Source organism: Qipengyuania flava (assembly GCF_011762005.1).
Classification (GTDB): domain Bacteria; phylum Pseudomonadota; class Alphaproteobacteria; order Sphingomonadales; family Sphingomonadaceae; genus Qipengyuania; species Qipengyuania flava.
Map to the genome: position 1 here is coordinate 15,596 of NZ_JAASQU010000002.1, position 14,463 is coordinate 30,058.

Sequence of the window (14,463 nt, forward strand, 5' to 3'; positions counted from 1 at the left end):
GCGATGTTCCGCGCGCACCAAGACGCCGCATGAGCAGCGACAAACAGCTTGATCGCATCGTCCCGGCATCGAAGGGGCGTACCTATCGCGGCCCGCGCTTCCAGCCGCTTCGTCGCGCGGTCAAGCTGCCGGTGTGGGGCGATCTGAGTATCCGCCTCGGCGCGGCGCTGTTCCTGATTTTCATCGTGATCATGGTCCATTGGTGGGACCGCGAGGGACTGGTCGACAATCTCGACGGGGATGTCAGCTTCCTCGACGTTGTCTATTTCACCATGATCTCGATCACCACGACGGGCTTCGGCGACATTGCCCCGATCTCCGACCGCGCGCGGCTGGTCGAGGCAGTCATCGTGACCCCGATCCGCTTTGCGGTGTTCTTCATCTTCGTAGGCACGGCCTATAATTTCATCATCAAGCGCAGCTGGGAGAAATGGCGGATGGCCCGCATCCAGGAACAGCTATCAGACCACATCGTGGTGCTGGGCTACGGCATCTCCGGCTCCGAGGCGGTCGACGAACTTATCGAACGCGGGACGGATCCGAGTTGCATCGTGGTCATCGACCCGAGCGAGGAACGGCTGCATGAGGCCGAAGCGCTCGGCTGCAACGTCATGGCCGCCGATGCCACGCGCGACCAGACGCTCAAGGCGGTACGGATAGCGCAGGCGCAGAACGTGCTGGTTTCGGCCGGACGCGACGATACCACCATCCTGATCACGCTGACGGTGCGCGCGCTTGCGCCGCACGTCCCGATCAGCGCGGTGGTGCGCGCCGACGACAACGAATCGCTCGCACGGCAGGCGGGGGCAAACAACGTCATCAACCCGGTTCGCTTTACCGGATTGTTGCTGGCCGGGAGCGCCAAGGGCGAACATATCGCCGATTATCTTGCCGACCTCGCCAGCGTCTCGGGACGCGTCCAGCTGGTCGAGCGCGAGGTCACCGCCGAGGAATGCGGCAAGGCGATCGGCGAACTGACCACGGGTGGGCGCGGCTTGCGGGTCTATCGCAACGGCAGGGCGCTGGGTTTCTGGGAAGCCGAGTGCCAGAAGCTGCAGACCGGTGATATCGTCGTCGAGATCGTCCCGACTACCAATGGCGAGACCAAGGGCGACGGGCACGACCGCGACGATCTGGAAAACAGCTGATTCCTCAGCGGAACAGCAGGAACACCCCGCCCATCGCGGCCATGCCGACGATGAAATGGCCCGCATCGATAAGGAAATGCGCGAGTTTCTTGCGCAGGAACAGGTAGTTGATTCCTATCGCGGGCACCATGATGGTGGCGCCGAAGCCGACCGCCATCATCATTACGGCGCGATCGCTTGCGCCGCTGCGCACGATGCCGTGCCACAATGTCAGCGCAATCACGATTTCGGCGAGGAACGTCAGTCCGAAGATGAGCGCCATATTGCCGCCCTGGATGGCCTCGTCGCTCAAACCCGCGGCCTTCTGCCACGCCTTCGCGAACAGCACGCCATACCAGATCGCGCCGACCAGAAAGAAGGCCAGCGCCCCCAGCAGTACTGCCAACCAGTTGATTTCCGCCATAACCGATCCTCCCCGTTCTGCTTGATGCGCAGGAAGCTAGCGCAAACCGCGTCAACCGTGTAGGGGCGCGCGCAATCATGACCACCACCAGCACTGCAATCCCCGACCAGAAGAAGGTCGGCATGGTATCCCTCGGCTGCCCCAAGGCCCTGGTCGACAGCGAGCGCATCCTCACGCGCCTGCGCGCCGACGGCTATGCGATGAGCCCCGATTACGCGGGGGCCGACGTGGTGCTGGTCAACACTTGCGGTTTCCTCGATTCCGCCAAGGAAGAGAGCCTTCAGGCAATCGGCGAGGCAATTGCGGAAAACGGCCGGGTGATCGTTACCGGATGCATGGGCGATGAGGCCGATGCGATCCGCGCCGCGCATCCGCAGGTGCTCGCGGTCACCGGCGCGCATCAGTACGAGCAGGTCGTCGAAGCGGTCCACACGCATGCCCCGCCCAGCCAGGGCCCCTTCATCGACCTGATTCCCCAGCCCGACGTCAAGCTGACCCCGCGGCATTACAGCTATCTCAAGATCTCCGAGGGCTGCAACCATTCCTGCGCGTTCTGCATCATTCCCGACCTGCGCGGGAAGCTGGCCAGCCGGCGGATCGACGCAGTGCTGCGCGAAGCCGAGAAACTGGTCGCCGCCGGAACCAGGGAACTGCTGGTCATCAGCCAGGATACCAGCGCCTACGGCGTCGATACGCGGCACGAGGAGCGTATGTGGAAGGGCGAACCCGTCCGCGCCCATATGACCGACCTCGCCCGCGAACTGGGCCAGCTCGATATCGGTAATGGCACGCCGCCCTGGGTGCGGCTGCACTATGTCTATCCCTACCCGCATGTCGATGCGGTCATCCCGCTGATGGCCGAGGGCTTGCTGACTCCCTATCTCGACATCCCCTTCCAGCACGCCAGCCCGAAGGTGCTGCGCGCGATGAAACGCCCGGCAAACGAAGCCAAGGTGCTCGAACGGCTGAAGGGCTGGCGCGAAATCTGTCCCGAGATCGCAATCCGCTCCAGCTTCGTCGTCGGCTTTCCCGGCGAGACCGAGGACGACTTCCGTTACCTGCTCGACTGGCTCGAGGAAGCGCAGCTCGATCGCGTCGGCGCTTTCCGCTTCGAACCGGTCGAGGGCGCGCAGGCCAACGCCCTGCCCGACCCGGTTCCCGAGGCGATCAAGGAAGAACGCTTTGCGCGCGTGATGGAAGTGACGGAGCGGATCAGCGCCGCGAAACTGGCAGCCAAGGTCGGCAAGACCATTCCGGTCATCATCGACGAGATCGGCGAACCTGACGAAGATGGCGATATCGGCGCCACCGGCCGCAGCCAGGCCGATGCTCCGGAAATCGATGGTGCGGTGTACCTGCGCAATGTCCCTCAGACGCTCGCCCAGGGGGATATCGTAACTGTCTCAATTGAGGACAGTGATGCGCACGACCTGTTCGGTGCGGTAGCCTGATACAATGTCTATGACCTGTTAACCATCGGCGATCACCTTGGGAGGTGCAATCTATACCTCTTATTTCGAACGATAAATTCGCCGGCGCAGCGCGCGAAGGCGCAGAAAAGCCCGGTTTCGCTTCACGCCAATTCCTAAACCGGAATTTACCTTCGTATCCCGCACCCCGTTTGGGTTACGCAGCTACCGCGCCCGAACCATCAAAACTTTCTTAAACTTAAGAGCGTCATAAGGGCGCTCGATGGGTGCCCAAAGTCTCTCGAAGCTGGCCCGGCCAATGCTTTTGCGCGGACGTTCGCTGTTCCGCGGACGCCTGCTCGAGCGCTTGCGCCATGTCGTTTGGGCGGGCCTGCTTACGCTGGGTCTCTACTCGGTGATGTTGCTCCAGCCGCTCGAAGACTTCCTGCGGCTCTTCGAATCGCGCGTCGCGGATCGCTCGCCCTCAGGCGAAGTCGTATTCGTTACATCGGACGAAGCCCTCAACGATCCGCGCACTCCGGAGAACCGGATCGAACTTGCCAAGGCTCTGGACGAATTGGACCGGCAAGGTGTCGGCAAGGTCTTTCTCGACATTCCCTTCAATGCGTCGGGCGATGCCGCGGCAGATGAGACACTTGCGCGGGCCATTGCGGATCTCGGGCCGCGCCTGACATTGGTGGACCGGTTCGTCGAAGGCACGGGCGGTGAGCGCCTCTGGCGGTCGACGTCGCCCACCATTGGGGGGTCGACTACCCGCGTCGTATCGGATGAAACCGACCGAAACTGGCTCGAATTCGCTTGGGAGCTGGCATACGGCTACGAAGTGGATGGTCGCTGGCATCGTTCTTTCGGTGCCGCAATCGCAGGTGTCGAAGGGAAACCTGGGAGCAGGTTCCCGGTCGATTATGGATTCAGTTATGATCAGATACCGCTAGGATCGGTTGCCGCCTTTGCAACCTTGGACCAAACAGCATCGAGCATTCCGGTAGAGGTTACCGGGAAGACGGTAGTCATCGGACATACGAACCAGGTCCAGGCTTCCATACAGAAAATTCCAGGCAAGTTTGGTGCTCCGGCCAGCTATATCGACATTTACGCGGGAGAAACTCTGAAGGCTGGCAACACCCGCTGGATGAAGGGCGTCACCACGCTTTCGATTTTCGCTGTTGCGCTCTTTCTAGCGATCCTCCTCAGCTCATCACGTCATCAGCGATGGGCAGCTTACGGCGCTCTTGTTATCGCCTGTCCCATTCTCACCATCGGGGCGGCCAAGATCGGCGCGCGGGTAGAGCTGTCCTACGCGATGGCGCTCTTGCTGATCTATGCAGCTTTTCGGTCACGCATGCGGTGGAAGCGCCGCGTCGAAATGGTCAATCTGGAAACCGGCCTGCCGAAGCTGCGCGCGCTAGAAGCCAGGCTGCTGCGCGATGCGGTAGGCAATGGCCACATCGTCATCACCAAGATCCAGAATTACGAGCGCGTACTCAAGACCCTTCGCGCCGACGACAAGGGCAGCTACGTACTCAAGCTGGTCGACCGGTTGCGCGCCGCCGACCCCAATCTCGCTGTCTATAGCGACGGGCATCATCTCGGCTGGCACACTGCCAGCGACGACACCGACGCGGTTGTCGAACATCTCGAAGGCCTGCGCGCCATTTTTGCAGCCCCCGTCCAAGTGGGCGGATTTTCGGTGGACGTCGGCATTACGTTCGGTGTGGCCGCCATCGAAGGCGACCCCTCTGCACGTCTGGCTGCCGCGGTAGCGGCTGCGGAAGAAACCTCCGAGGCGCACAACCCGATCGCGATCGCGGAAACAGGTTCCGAGACTGATTTGCTGTGGGACATCTCGCTCCGCGCGCGGATCGATGAGGCGATGGAAGCAGGCGAAATTTACTGCGTCTACCAGCCCAAGATCGACCTGCTCACCAATTCGGTCGCCGGCGTCGAAGCCCTGGTGCGCTGGCATGATCCCGCGCGCGGCTTCATCTCGCCGATGCACTTCATCCAGCAGTGCGAAAAAGCCGGACGGATGGAGCATTTGACCCGCTATGTATTGCAGAGCGCCTGTTCGGCCGGGCAGCTACTGCACTTCCGCGGGCACCAGATCACCATGTCGGTGAATATCTCCGCGACGCTGCTCGGGGACATGCGCGTTGTCGGCCTGGTCCGAAACGTGTTGCAGGCGACCCGTTTCGATCCGGAATATCTCACTCTCGAGATCACCGAGACTGCTCGCATTTCCGATCATACCGTGGCGGCCAGCATTCTCGAAGAACTGCGCTCGATCGGCGTTCGCATTGCAATGGACGACTTCGGCGTGGGCGCGGCGAGCTACGAGACCTTTTACGAGCTGCCCTTCGACGAGATCAAAATCGATCGCTTGTTCGTTGCCAATATCGCTCGTGACCCCAAGGCTCGCGCAATCGTGGCCAGTATCGCTGCAATGGGTCGCGAAGCGCGAATCACTGTCGTGGCCGAGGGTCTGGAAAACCCGCACGACATCCCGCTTTTGGAAGAAGCGGGATGTCAACAGGTCCAGGGATTTGCTTTTTCTCGTCCCCTGTCACTTTCCAATTTGCTTGAATATCAGGAGGTTGTGCCCGGACAGTCCTTATCAAACATGGTTTAGGCTTTACAAACAGATATGGTTAATGGCATTTAACTCTTGAGCAATCAGGAGGTATGACCATGTGGAGTTTCTGGGACTGGCTCTTTCCGGGCTGAATTTGGCCCAAAGCCAATAACGAAAGGGCTCCTTCACCGGGGCCCTTTTTCGTATCCGCTGCCTGTGTCTCTGATCACTGCGCGCTTTGCTGAAACGAAGCCTCTTCGAGAGCTTTTGTTTCGCGTGTTCATGCTCGTAAACTCCACTGCCCTTTCCCCCAGAACCGTTAAGCACGCATCGCATCGGTTCGCTCGCTCGCGTCTTGAGAGAATAGGAATGCAGCCGGGTGGAATGTCGCTGCGCACGCTGTTAACCGCTGCGTGAGGAGTGACCCGAATGATCGCTTGGCTACGCGAATGAATGTTACTGCAGACCGGCTGTTGCTGTTCGGCGCAACGGGCGATCTCGCCCAGCGCATGCTTTTGCCATCGCTATGCGCGCTCGATGCCGAAGGCCTGCTCGAACCCGACCTGAAGATCGTAGGCACCGCTCGTTCGGAAATGTCCACGCGCGAGTTTCGCGATTTCGCGCGGCAGGCGCTCGAGAAATACCTGCCCGATCATCGCCGTGGCGGGGTCGCCGATTTCCTCAACCGCCTGAGCTACGTGGCGGTCGATGCGACCACCCGCGAAGGCTATGACGATCTCGCGCGCGAAGTCGGTACCTACGACAAGGGGTTGGCGATCTTCCTCTCGACCGCGCCGAGCCTGTTCGAGCCGACGATCGATGGCCTGGTCCATGCCGGTCTTACGAAAGGCAATGTCCGGATCGGGCTGGAAAAGCCGCTCGGTACCGATCTGGCATCGAGCAAGGAAATCAACGACGCGGTTGCCAAGGCCTTCAGCGAAGACCGCATTTTCCGCATCGATCATTATCTGGGCAAGGAAACCGTCCAGAACCTGCTGGCGCTTCGGTTCGCCAACCTGCTGTTCGAACCGGTCTGGAACGCGACTTATATCGACCACGTGCAGATTACCGTGGCCGAGACGGTGGGGCTGGAATCGCGGGTCGCCTATTACGACGACAGCGGCGCGCTGCGCGACATGGTCCAGAACCACATGCTGCAATTGCTCGCGCTTGTGGCGATGGAGCCCCCGACAAGCTTCGATGCCACTGCGGTGCGTGACGAGAAGGTAAAGGTTCTGCGCGCCTTGCGGCATGTCGGGCGCGACGAAACGGTGACCGGGCAATATCGCGCCGGTGCCGTCGAGGGCGCTGTTGTACCCGGCTATGACGAGGAACTGGGCAAGGACAGCGATACCGAGACTTTCGTCGCGCTAAAGGCGCATGTCGACAATTGGCGCTGGAAGGGCGTGCCGTTCTACATGCGCACCGGGAAGCGCCTGCCCGAACGGGTTACCGAAATCGTGATCCAGTTCCGGTGCATTCCGCATTCCATCTTCGAGGGACGCGGAGCCACCACCCGCCCCAACCGGCTCGTGATCGGCATCCAGCCGGAAGAGAACGTGCAGATGTCGATGATGGCCAAGGTCCCCGGCCTCGATCGCGACGGCATCCGTTTGCGGCAGGTTCCGCTCGATATCGCCATGCCCGATGCCTTTTCGGGCACGGTCCGCCGGATCGCCTACGAACGCCTGTTGCTCGACCTGATCGAAGGCGACCAGACGCTGTTCGTACGCCGTGACGAGGTCGAGGCGCAATGGGAATGGATCGACGCAATTCGCGAGCTCTGGGAACGCGAAGACATCAAGCCCAAGACCTATGGCGCCGGCAGCTGGGGGCCGAGCGCGGCGATCGCGCTGGCCGAGCGCGACGGAGTAAGCTGGCATGACGAATAAACCGCTGAACGACACGATCCACCGCGTGACCCAGCGGGTCATCGCCAACTCGCGCGACAGCCGCAGCGCCTATCTCGAACTGATGGACCGTGAGGGTGATCGCCAGGTCAATCGCGGGTCACTGTCGTGTTCCAACCTCGCGCATGCCTTTGCTGGTGCGGAGGAAGATCAGGCAGCGATCATGGCCGCCAAGGGCCCGAACCTCGGCGTGGTCACCGCATATAACGACATGCTGTCCGCGCATCAGCCCTATCACCGTTATCCCGAACGGATGAAGATCTGGGCGCGCGAAGTTGGCGCGACGCTGCAAGTCGCTGGCGGGACCCCCGCCATGTGCGACGGGGTTACGCAGGGCGAGGCGGGCATGGAGCTCTCGCTCTTCAGCCGCGATACGATTGCCATGTCGACCGTCGTCGCGCTCAGCCATGCGATGTATGACGGCGTGGCGCTGCTGGGAATATGCGACAAGATCGTCCCCGGATTGCTGATGGGTGCGTTGCGCTTCGGTCACCTGCCCGCGATCTTCGTGCCCTCGGGACCGATGGGCACGGGCATCTCCAACAAGGAGAAGCAGCGGGTTCGCCAGCTCTATGCGGAGGGCAAGGCAAACCGCGAGGAATTGCTGGCGAGCGAGATGGGAAGCTATCACTCGCCCGGCACCTGCACCTTTTACGGCACCGCCAATTCCAACCAGATGATGATGGAAATGATGGGGCTTCACGTCCCCGGGGCCGCATTCGTCCAGCCCGGAGCCAAGCTGCGCCAGGAATTGAGCCGGGCGGCAACGCACCGTTTGGCTGCGATCGGCAAGTCGACCGACGATTTCCGTCCGCTGGCGCGGGTGGTGGACGAAAAGGCGATTGTCAACGCAGCGGTCGGGCTGCTCGCCACGGGTGGCTCCACCAACCATGCGATCCACATCCCCGCCATGGCGCGCGCAGCGGGTATCCGCTTCGACTGGACAGACCTGGCCGAACTGTCGCGTGCGGTGCCGCTGGTCGCCCGCGTCTACCCGAACGGTTCGGGCGATGTGAACCACTTCCACGAAGCGGGCGGCATGGGTTTCGTCGTCGGCACGCTGCTCGAGGAAGGGCTGGCGCATGCCGATATCCTGACCGTATGGGACGGCGGCTTCGAAACCTATGCGCGCGAACCCGGAATGGACGGCGATGCGCTGGTATGGCGCGATCCGGGCCCCTCGGGCGATCCCGAGATGCTGCGCCCCGCTTCCGATCCGTTTCAGGAGGATGGCGGCATGCGGCTGGTCGAGGGGAATCTCGGACGGGCATGCTTCAAATCTTCTGCCGTGGAGCGCGAACGCTGGACGGTCGAAGCGCCCTGTCGCGTTTTCGATACGCAACATGCGGTCAACGAAGCCTTCGCCAAGGGTGAACTCGATCGCGACGTCGTAGTAATCGTGCGGTTCCAGGGGCCCCGCGCCAATGGCATGCCCGAATTGCACAAGCTGACTCCTGCGCTCGGCGTGCTGCAGGATCGCGGCTATCGCGTGGCGCTTGTCACCGATGGACGCATGTCGGGGGCTTCGGGCAAGGTGCCCGCCGCCATTCACTGCACGCCCGAAGCGCTGGGCGGTGGTCCGCTGTCGAAATTGCGTGACGGTGACATGGTCAAGGTCTGCGCAGCGACCGGCGAGCTTTCGACGCAGGCCGATCTTGGCACCCGCGAGACGGCTCCAGCGCCCGAACCCGAATCCGGAATGGGCCGCGAATTCTTCGCCCTGTTCCGCGCCGGGGCCGACGGGGCCGAACAGGGCGCGTCGGCCATGCTGGCGGCGTCGGGCCTGTGAGTACGGACCTCGTCAGTGTCGATATCGGCGGCACCCATGCGCGTTTTGCCATCGCCACGGTAGACGAAGACGGAACGATCACGCTGGGCAAGCCCGAAACGCTGCACACCGAAGATCACGCCAGCTTCCAGACCGCGTGGGAGGACTTCCGACAGCGCATGGGCGGTTCGCTGCCACCGCGCATCTCCATGGCGATCGCGGGCCCGGTCGGTGGTGAGGTGATTCGCTTCACCAACAATCCATGGATCATCCGGCCAGCGCTGGTTCGCGAAAAGCTGGGCGTCGAGAATTACTGTATCGTCAACGATTTCGAGGCCGTGGCGCATGCGGTGGCGCGCGCGCCCGACGACCAGTTCCTGCACCTTACCGGCCCCGACCGGTCGCTGACGCCCGATGGCACGATAAGCGTGCTCGGCCCGGGCACGGGACTTGGCGTCGCCCATCTGTGGCGTTCGGGTGGCGATTACCGCGTGCAGGCGACCGAAGGCGGCCATATCGATTTCGCGCCCCTCGATACCATCGAGGATGCGATCCTCGCGCGGCTGCGCAAGAGGCACAACCGCGTCTCGATCGAACGGGTCGTGTCCGGCCCCGCGATCGTCGACATCTACCAGACGCTCGCCGCGATGGAGAACCGCAAGACCCGCGACGAGGATGATATCGCGATCTGGACGCGCGCGATGGAGGATCAGGAAAGCCTTGCCGCCGCCGCGCTCGACCGGTTCTGCCTCTCGCTCGGCAGCGTTGCCGGTGACATCGCTCTCGCGCAGGGCGGCTTCGGCGGTGTCGTGATCGCCGGTGGGCTCGGCTATCGCCTGCGCGAATATCTGCCCAAATCGGGCTTCGCCTCGCGCTTTCGCGCCAAGGGACGGTTCGCCGAATTGATGGCGGGAATCCCCGTCAAGTTGATCACCCATCCGCAACCGGGCCTGTTCGGCGCCGCAGCGGCCTTTGCCAGGAATTTCCGATGACGATTGCCGATATCATGCAGACAGCGCCGGTCATTCCGGTGATCGTGGTCGACGAGGTCGAGCAGGCCGAGCCGCTGGCACAAGCGCTGGTGGCGGGCGGGCTGCGCGTTCTGGAGGTCACCTTGCGCACGCCGGCAGCACTCGAGGCGATCCGCATCATGCGCGGCGTCGCAGGTGCCATCGTCGGGGCAGGTACGGTCACCAACCAGCGCGAACTGGCCGATGCGATCGACGCAGGCAGCGAATTCATCGTTTCTCCCGGCCTGACCGAGCCGCTGGGCAAGGCCGCGATCCGCGAGAGCATCCCCTTTCTTCCCGGCATCGCCAATGCCGGTGATATCATGCGCGGCCTCGATCTCGGGCTTACCCATTTCAAGTTCTTCCCCGCCATGGCGGCGGGCGGCTTGCCCGCGCTGAAGGCGCTGGCTGCGCCTTTCGGCCAGTGCCGCTTCTGCCCGACCGGGGGCATCGGCCTCGACAATGCGAGCGAGTGGCTGGCATTCGACCCCGTGCTCTGCGTAGGAGGAAGCTGGGTCGCGCCGCGCGGGCCGGTCGATGTCGACAAGGTAGCCAGCGTGGCACGCGAAGCGGCCGGCTTGACCGGCTGAGGTTCTCGCGCGGGTTCGCCCCGCATTGGCACAGCAGTTCCTCCATAGGTGGAAAATTCACGCATTCATGCGCATAATGGTGGCATGGATGTGATTCTGAAGTGGATCGGCGGCGGCACGGTTGCAGCCGCCTTGGTGCTCGCGGGCGTGGCTATTGGCGGTACCGCGACCGCTGAAGGCGATTCCGCACGCGAAACGCCTCTCGCCGAGACTTCGGCGGCACCTGCACCAGCCAGTGCAACGCGGTTCGACGCACATGGTGCGATCGCGGCGAAAGCGGTCGCCGATGCCGAACAGCTCTACACCGTGCGGCGGATCCTCCCGATCGACGGGCCGATCAAGTACGGGGAGTGGCATTGGGACGATGAGGGCGTGCCCGACGGACCGCTGCTGGTTACCGTCGACCTGCAGGCCCGCACGATTTCCATTTTCCGTGGCGGCTATGAAATCGGTGCCGCAGCGGTCCTGCTGGGCACCGACGAACATCCGACCCCCACCGGCGTCTTCCCGATCCTGTGGAAGCAGCGGCACAATGTTTCAGAGAAATACGGCAACGCGCCGATGCCTTGGTCGATGTTCCTGACCAGCGACGGTGTGGCGATCCACGGGGGCAGCGAGGTCGAGAACGGCTATGCCAGTCATGGCTGTATCGGCGTCCCCGACCCGATCGCCGAGCGACTGTTCGCCATCGCGACGACAGGCGACAAGGTTGTCATCACCGATGGCCAGCGCATCGGCATGGGCGACAGCATCATCTGAGGCCGGCCTAGCCCGATCGCCGGGGTGGCTCACGGCTACAGCGATAGCATCCGGCCTCCCGTTCGATCAGTATGCCCGCGAAATTGCCGCGCCGGGCGAGCTTCTTTAGGAAAGCGGCGGTTTCTCCCGGCGCGTTCTCGCCGCCCAGCGTGGCCATGGCTCGTGCGACCAGACGCGCAGTGATTTCTGGATGGCGGGTTTCGGGTACGATGACCGCCTCATCGCGCACCACCGCTTCCGCCTGCCAGATGTCGTCTGCCATCGCCTGCAGCGTGGCTTCCGCCTCGGCCAGATGCGCAGCGGAACGCGCCAGCGCGGCGGGATCGATCCATTCCGCTTTTGCCAAATGCGCCCGCATGCGCACCCGATCGAAACTTTCATCACGATTGCTAGGATCCTGCACCGACGGCAGCCCGCTTTTGGTACTGATCGCCGCCAGTTCCCGCTTGCGAAACCCCAGTAGCGGACGGATCACCGGGACCGCGCAGCCATCGATTGCCGTGCTCGCGCGAATGCCCCCCAGTCCGCCAAGCCCTGCACCGCGATTGAGCCGCATGAGCAGCGTCTCGGCTTGATCGTCGGCATGATGCGCGGTGGCGATCGCATTCAGACCTTTCCGCGCGGCCCAGTCACCCAGCGCGGCATAGCGTGCAGCCCGTGCGCGGTCCTGCAGATTGCCCTTGTTAACGGTGACCCGGATCACGTCGCACGCGATGGCGCGCTGTTCGCAGACCCGCACCACCATGGCGCATTCCCTCGCCGCTTCGGGACGCAGGCCATGGTCGACCGTGGCAACCGCAATGGCATCGCCACGAATGGCATGGGCAAGCGCAAGCAGCGCCATGCTGTCGGGGCCGCCCGATACCGCAAGACCCAAGCGGCCTGTCGGGTGCAGGCTGTCGAGTTCGGCCCGGAAGCGCGCTAGCAGCGCCGGGTCGAGCCCTGCGTCAATCGCACTTCACCTTGCCGCGATTGGCTTCGTACTGGCCCTGCAACCGTCCCGCGGCAAGCGCGGGATAGGTTTCGGAAAATTCGGCCAGCGCGATGCAGGCGCGTCGCGTATCGTCGAGCGCGATCATGGATTCCGCGAGATAAAGCAGGCTGTCACCCGCGCGTGCGCCGGTCTTGTCTTCCTGGTAGTTCTTGAGGAACCACGGCGCGGCCTCCTTGGCCTTGCCATCGTCGAGATAGGCACGCCCGAGCAGATTGCGGCCATAGGTGGCGCGCCAGTGAGCCGGGTTCTGTTCGACGAACATGGTCAGCTGCTGCTGGGCTTCCGGGAAGAAGCCCGCATCCCATAGGCGGAAGCCATAGGAATATTCGTCATCGCCGCTGTCGTCGGTCTGCGGCTTTGCGATCGCCTGCACCGCGGCCAGCCGCTCCTGCGTCGGTCCGGCGGGTTGCGCCGTAGCCACCGCCCGCGTTGCGCCGGTGGATGGGGGTGCCGATGCGTTGGTCGTCGTTACCGTGCCGGCACCTGCGGTTCCCCCGGCCGATGCACTGCGTCCTTCGACCGCGTCGAGACGTTCGCTCAGCTGGCGCACCGCATTGGCGTTCTCCTCGTTCAACGCGGTCTGGCGCTGCAATTGCGCTTCGAGCGCATCGAGCCGCGCGAGGATATCGGTGACTGCCGTCGTCGATGTGCCGGAAGTTGTCGAATTGACCGAGGGCTGCGCGGTCATTTCGGGTTCGAAAAAGCGTCCGTCCCCGCCCGGGAAGACCTTGCGCTGCAACGCGCGCACTTCGGCCTCGAGACGGCGCAGGCGGGCTTCGTCATTGCCATCCTGCGGCAGCGCCGGCGTGGCCGTGGCGAGCAGGGCGAAACCGGCCCCGAAGACAGACAGGTTGCGGGCAAACGATCCGAAAATCATCGGGATCTCCTGGTGGAATATCGGTAGCGAAGGAAAACTGCCCTAGCCCGGCGAATCTGTCGAGGCCGTGAAGCGGGCTTATCCCCTTCGCAACAATGGTTAACCCTCGCCGGGAGCCGGAGTAGCCGGCGCCCGCGGGGCGGCGTCAGCGCGCGCAAGCAGCGCTTCGGCAGTGATCGGCACGTCCTTGATCACCTCGTCCACTTCGGAGAGCTTGGGTACGCTGCGCCCGCCCACGGTTATCGCCAACGCATAGGGGCGACCGGTCCATACCTGCGGCCCTTCGGCATCGGCCGGCACGGTGAAACTGTCGCCCTCGTCCATCTGTGCTTCGTAGAGCCGTTCACCATCTGCGTCGTAGAACTTGACCCAGGTGCCATCCATTTCGCTGGTAAACACCACCGGTCCGCTGGCCGCGGTGGGGATGCGAACCTGCCCGCTCTCATCGGCATCATCGGTTTCCGCCTCGGCCATGCGGGCGGCCGGATCGTCGAGCGGTGCCGGCCCCATGCCGGGCGCGAGATAGCTGCTGTAGAAGGCGTAGATGCCACCGATCAGCAGGATTGCAGCGAACAGCGCAAACCATGCAAGCCCCTTGCCCGGCACACGCGCGGGATCGCCGGGTTCGAATTTCGCTGGCGTGTGCCCTTCGTCTTCCTCTGCCGCCAGTTCCATGCGCACCTGCTCGACGATCTCGCGTTCATCGAGCCCGACGAGCCGCGCGTAAGTGCGCGAAAAACCGACCGCATACGTGCGCGCAGGCAAATCGGTCAGCGCGCCATTCTCGATCGTCAGCAAATGGCGCTGCGGTATGCGCGTCTTGGCCGCAACTTCGTTCAGCTCGAGCCCGGCTTCCTCGCGTGCTTCGCGCAACCGCGCGCCGACCCCTCCGGCTACGACAGCCGGTTCCTGTTCTTCTGTGTGTTCGTCGCTCATGCGATCCCCGAATAATGCGAACCTGCGGTTTGTCCGCATGTGATCTTGACGCAGGCAAAGCGAACC

General features: G+C 63.2%; 12 protein-coding genes. 8 read left to right on the plus strand and 4 right to left on the minus strand.

Translation table 11 applies throughout. From position 1 onward, the window contains the following. Positions 1-29: 29 nt before the first annotated feature. Positions 30-1,148 carry a potassium channel family protein gene (locus FHS69_RS06825; protein ID WP_166777103.1) on the plus strand — a complete coding sequence of 373 codons (1,119 nt, stop codon included), beginning with the start codon at positions 30-32 and terminating at the stop codon, positions 1,146-1,148. A gap of 4 nt (positions 1,149-1,152) precedes the next feature. On the opposite strand, the gene FHS69_RS06830 is transcribed toward FHS69_RS06825, so the two are convergent. After that, positions 1,153-1,551: a DUF1761 domain-containing protein gene (locus tag FHS69_RS06830; RefSeq protein WP_151885350.1), complete on the minus strand. Its 399-nt coding sequence runs from the start codon at positions 1,549-1,551 to the stop codon at positions 1,153-1,155. 77 nt (positions 1,552-1,628) lie between these two features. Here FHS69_RS06830 and rimO point away from each other — a divergent pair, with 77 nt between their 5' ends. The 7 genes from rimO (at position 1,629) to FHS69_RS06865 (ending at position 11,590) form a co-directional block, all read left to right on the plus strand. After that, on the plus strand, positions 1,629-3,002 hold the full coding sequence (gene rimO, locus FHS69_RS06835; RefSeq protein WP_166777104.1) for a 30S ribosomal protein S12 methylthiotransferase RimO: 1,374 nt from the start codon (positions 1,629-1,631) through the stop codon (positions 3,000-3,002). A gap of 241 nt (positions 3,003-3,243) precedes the next feature. Beyond that, positions 3,244-5,610 (plus strand): EAL domain-containing protein, encoded by a 2,367-nt coding sequence (locus FHS69_RS06840; RefSeq protein WP_166777105.1) that lies wholly within the window; start codon positions 3,244-3,246, stop codon positions 5,608-5,610. 392 nt (positions 5,611-6,002) lie between these two features. Then, positions 6,003-7,445, plus strand: coding sequence for a glucose-6-phosphate dehydrogenase (gene zwf / locus FHS69_RS06845; RefSeq protein ID WP_166777106.1), 1,443 nt, complete (start codon positions 6,003-6,005; stop codon positions 7,443-7,445). After that, complete coding sequence (gene edd / locus FHS69_RS06850) at positions 7,435-9,252, plus strand: phosphogluconate dehydratase (RefSeq protein WP_130586088.1); 1,818 nt, start codon at positions 7,435-7,437, stop codon at positions 9,250-9,252. The genes zwf and edd overlap by 11 nt, the downstream gene beginning before the upstream one ends. Beyond that, positions 9,249-10,223 carry a glucokinase gene (glk, locus tag FHS69_RS06855; RefSeq protein WP_094063662.1) on the plus strand — a complete coding sequence of 325 codons (975 nt, stop codon included), beginning with the start codon at positions 9,249-9,251 and terminating at the stop codon, positions 10,221-10,223. Before edd ends, glk begins: the two co-directional genes overlap by 4 nt. Then, a complete protein-coding gene (gene eda / locus FHS69_RS06860; RefSeq protein ID WP_166777107.1) occupies positions 10,220-10,831 on the plus strand; it encodes a bifunctional 4-hydroxy-2-oxoglutarate aldolase/2-dehydro-3-deoxy-phosphogluconate aldolase in 612 nt (203 codons plus the stop codon). Before glk ends, eda begins: the two co-directional genes overlap by 4 nt. A gap of 84 nt (positions 10,832-10,915) precedes the next feature. Next, a complete protein-coding gene (locus FHS69_RS06865) occupies positions 10,916-11,590 on the plus strand; it encodes a L,D-transpeptidase family protein (RefSeq protein WP_166777108.1) in 675 nt (224 codons plus the stop codon). Positions 11,591-11,597: 7 nt separating this feature from the next. On the opposite strand, the gene tilS is transcribed toward FHS69_RS06865, so the two are convergent. The 3 genes from tilS to FHS69_RS06880 all read right to left on the minus strand — a co-directional run bounded on the left by tilS (position 11,598) and on the right by FHS69_RS06880 (position 14,397). Next, a complete protein-coding gene (gene tilS, locus FHS69_RS06870) occupies positions 11,598-12,467 on the minus strand; it encodes a tRNA lysidine(34) synthetase TilS (RefSeq protein WP_279588316.1) in 870 nt (289 codons plus the stop codon). A 70-nt stretch (positions 12,468-12,537) separates the two neighbouring features. After that, complete coding sequence (locus FHS69_RS06875) at positions 12,538-13,461, minus strand: tetratricopeptide repeat protein (RefSeq protein WP_243844586.1); 924 nt, start codon at positions 13,459-13,461, stop codon at positions 12,538-12,540. A gap of 99 nt (positions 13,462-13,560) precedes the next feature. Then, the gene (locus FHS69_RS06880) at positions 13,561-14,397 is read right to left on the minus strand and encodes a helix-turn-helix domain-containing protein (RefSeq protein ID WP_166777110.1); all 837 of its coding nucleotides are present in this window, start codon (positions 14,395-14,397) and stop codon (positions 13,561-13,563) included. Positions 14,398-14,463: the final 66 nt, after the last annotated feature.

Bases quoted from the DNA above. Each gene is read 5' to 3' on its own strand.
- FHS69_RS06875 (WP_243844586.1), bottom strand. From the start codon at position 13,461: ATGATTTTCGGATCGTTTGCCCGCAACCTGTCTGTCTTCGGGGCCGGT.
- FHS69_RS06880 (WP_166777110.1), bottom strand. From the start codon at position 14,397: ATGAGCGACGAACACACAGAAGAACAGGAACCGGCTGTCGTAGCCGGA.
- rimO (WP_166777104.1), top strand. From the start codon at position 1,629: ATGACCACCACCAGCACTGCAATCCCCGACCAGAAGAAGGTCGGCATG.
- FHS69_RS06840 (WP_166777105.1), top strand. From the start codon at position 3,244: ATGGGTGCCCAAAGTCTCTCGAAGCTGGCCCGGCCAATGCTTTTGCGC.
- FHS69_RS06830 (WP_151885350.1), bottom strand. From the start codon at position 1,551: ATGGCGGAAATCAACTGGTTGGCAGTACTGCTGGGGGCGCTGGCCTTC.
- FHS69_RS06865 (WP_166777108.1), top strand. From the start codon at position 10,916: ATGGATGTGATTCTGAAGTGGATCGGCGGCGGCACGGTTGCAGCCGCC.
- zwf (WP_166777106.1), top strand. From the start codon at position 6,003: ATGAATGTTACTGCAGACCGGCTGTTGCTGTTCGGCGCAACGGGCGAT.
- edd (WP_130586088.1), top strand. From the start codon at position 7,435: ATGACGAATAAACCGCTGAACGACACGATCCACCGCGTGACCCAGCGG.
- eda (WP_166777107.1), top strand. From the start codon at position 10,220: ATGACGATTGCCGATATCATGCAGACAGCGCCGGTCATTCCGGTGATC.
- FHS69_RS06825 (WP_166777103.1), top strand. From the start codon at position 30: ATGAGCAGCGACAAACAGCTTGATCGCATCGTCCCGGCATCGAAGGGG.